Annotated in this window: 2 protein-coding genes; both read left to right on the top strand. The window is 58.9% G+C overall.

The features are described from left to right. The first annotated feature begins 114 nt into the window (after positions 1-114). Complete coding sequence (gene rpsO, locus NZK35_RS33805) at positions 115-384, top strand: 30S ribosomal protein S15 (protein ID WP_095740847.1); 270 nt, start codon at positions 115-117, stop codon at positions 382-384. 388 nt (positions 385-772) lie between these two features. Continuing rightward, positions 773-3052 (top strand): polyribonucleotide nucleotidyltransferase, encoded by a 2280-nt coding sequence (locus NZK35_RS33800; protein WP_259636943.1) that lies wholly within the window; start codon positions 773-775, stop codon positions 3050-3052. The last annotated feature ends 172 nt before the right edge of the window (positions 3053-3224 follow it).

Here is a 3224-nt window from a genome sequence, read left to right as displayed (position 1 = left end):
AACCTGGAACCTGGAACCTGTTTTTTTTGCCGTTGCGGTATTGGGCGGTGTCGGTAAACTACCGGACCGTAAATCAGACACGAAACAATCAATTGGTTTGAAAGTAAGTACGAAATGACGATTTCGAAGCAGCGAAAAGCTGAAGTCATCAAAGAACACGGTGCAAATGACGGCGATTCCGGTTCTCCCGAGGTTCAGATCGCGATTTTGACCGAGCGAATCAATGGGCTGACCGAGCACATGCGGACGCACAACAAGGATTACGCGTCGCGTCGCGGATTGCTCGGTTTGGTCAGCCGTCGACGTCGCTTGCTTGACTACGTCCGCGGGGAAGACCCGCAGAGGTACCTAGATATCATCGGAAAGCTGGGCATCCGTAAGTAGCCCGGGTTCGGCCGCTCTGGCGTGACGAAGGCTTCGGCCAAAAGTCGCCATCGCGGCGACCTGAGATTGATTTCTCGCTTTCTTCTTCACGCCCGGAAGGCCTCGATGCCAATCGCCGGGCGGGTTCCGGCAAGCGTTGTGCTTGCCGCTGTCGTGGGTGATTGCGACCTATTCCCCACCAGGACCTTTTCTCTATCGCGCCTGATCGTGCTCGCTGGCGTCGGACCGTGCCGGCGAGTGTCCATTCGCATCGGGGGCGTTCTCATTTCGATCTGTTGGTCGAAAACGGTTCAATTATCGTTCATGACTTCGGGCACCTGCGGGCAATCGGGCCGGTCGGTCTCCGGAGTAATTTTGTTGTAGTTGTAGTTGCAGGAAGGAAAGTAAAGTGACTGTGAATAAAGTTCGCGTCGAAAAAAAAATCGGACGCCATGTGTTGTCGTTCGAGACCGGTCAATTGGCGAAGCAAGCCGCCGGTGCAGTGTTGGTTCAGTACGGTGAGACCGTCGTCTTGGTCGCTGCGGCCAGCGGTACCCCGCGACAGGGAATCGATTTTTTCCCATTGATGTGTGATTACCGCGAACGATTCGCGGCGGCCGGGAAGTTCCCCGGCGGGTTTTTGAAGCGTGAAGGCCGTCCGTCGACGAAAGAGATTTTGAGTTCGCGTTTGATGGACCGACCGATTCGTCCGTTGTGGCCGGAAGGTTTCATGGACGAGGTTCAAGTCCAAGCGTTCGTCGTCGCCAGTGACCAGGAAAACGACGGCGACGTGTTGGCGATGAATGGAGCGGGTGCGGCGCTGCACATCAGTTCCTTGCCCTTCTTGGGACCGATCGCTTCGGTCCGCGTCGGTAAAGTCGACGGTGAATTGGTCGCTTTCCCGAGCAACTCGGATCTGGAAGAAAGCGAACTGGACATGATCGTCAGCGGTTCGCGCGATCAGGTGGCGATGATCGAAGGATTCGCCAACGAGATGCCGGAAGAGGAAATGATGGAGGCGATTCAGTTCGCCCACGCCGCGATCCGCGACGTGATCGATCTTCAAGACGAGCTGTACCAGAAGGTCAACCCGCAAAAGATCGAATACACCCCGCCGGAAGATGACGGGTTGATGGACCAGATTTCGTCCCGTTATTACGACGAATTCAAGGCCGCGATGCAAACCTCGGGCAAGCAAGATCGCGCCGCCGCCGTCAGTGCGCTGCGTGACAAGGCGATGGCCGAGATGATTCCCGATCCGAATGCCGAAGGTGCGATCTGCACCAAGCGATTCAAATCGGTTTGGCATGATTTGGAAGGCAAGGTGGCTCGTGATCTGATCGTCGCCGGCACCCGACCGGACGGCCGCGACAACACCAGCTTGCGTCAGATCCACTGCGAAACCGATGTCTTGCCACGCGTCCATGGCTCGGCCGTTTTCCAGCGTGGTGAAACGCAGGCCTTGATCACGGTGGCGCTGGGCACGGCCCGCGACGAACAGCGAGTGGACGGATTGCATGACGAGTTCAGCAAGAAGTTCATGCTCGACTACAACTTTCCCTCGTTTTCCGTCGGCGAATGTCGGCCGATCCGTGGGCCGGGACGACGCGAAATCGGGCACGGCAGCTTGGCCGAACGCAGCGTCGCGCCGGTGCTTCCGGCCGCCGATGAATTCCCCTACACCGTCCGCGTGATCAGTGACATCACCGAGTCCAACGGCAGTAGCTCGATGGCTTCGGTTTGCGGTGCCACCCTGGCCCTGATGGCCTCGGGCGTTCCGATCAGCAACCCGGTTGCGGGGATCTCGGTCGGTCTGGTGCGGAACTCAGAAGACGAGTATGTCTTGCTGACCGACATCCTGGGCAGCGAGGACCACTTCGGTGACATGGACTTCAAGATCGCCGGTACGCAAAACGGCATCACCGGGATTCAGCTGGACTTGAAGGTCACCGGGATTAGCGAAGAGATCATTCGCGCGACGTTGAAACAGTCGCGTGAAGCTCGCATCGAAATCTTGCGAAAGATGCTGACGACGATTCCGCGTCCCCGTCGCGAAACGGCTCCGACCGCCCCGAGACTGTTGCGTACCCGTATTGCGTCGGACAAGATCGGTGCTCTGATCGGTCCGGGCGGCAAGAACATTCGTGGCATCCAAGAATCGACCGGGTGCGTGATCGAAGTCGATGACGACGGCACGGTACTGGTCGCCGGCAACGACAAAGAGTCTGCCGCCGAAGCGATGCGTCAGGTCGAAGCGTGCACCGCGACGGTGCAAATCGGAAAGATTTATGACGGCATCGTCAGCAGCATCAAGGACTTTGGTGCGTTCGTCGAGATCCTGCCCGGACGCGACGGGCTGTGTCACATCAGCGAGTTGAGCAGCGGCTACATCAGCAGCATCGACAAGGTGGTTCGCGTCGGTGACGCGATGAAGGTTTTGGTCATCGATGTTGACGAGCACGACCGCGTCAAGCTGAGTCGTCGTCAGGCGCTCGAAGAGTTGGGCGAAGAGGACGAGATCGCCGCGATGGTTGCCGAGCAAGGCGACGACCGCGGTGGCGATCGTGATCGCGGCGACCGTGGCGATGGCGACAACGGTGATCGCCCGCGACGCCGTGGTGGAAGCGGACGTCGTCGCAGCGGAAGCGGTGGCGGTGGTGGCGGCGGCAGCCGTCGGCCTCGCGACTGAGACGCCGGTCACGTCGTTTGATCGACGCCGTGCCTGAAAGATTTTCAACGCAGCCTCGACTGTCTCAGTCGAGGCTCGTTTTTTAGGTGCGTTGCCACCAAACGGCGCGATGTTTGTTCGCGCCGTTCCGCGAACCCGTATCGTTGATTGTGAGCGGCAGGGTGCGAGCCCT

The organism is Stieleria sedimenti (assembly GCF_025060895.1).
GTDB lineage: Bacteria > Planctomycetota > Planctomycetia > Pirellulales > Pirellulaceae > Stieleria > Stieleria sedimenti.
The sequence above is the reverse complement of the archived record's forward strand: the minus strand, read 5'-3'. Positions and strand labels throughout refer to the sequence as shown.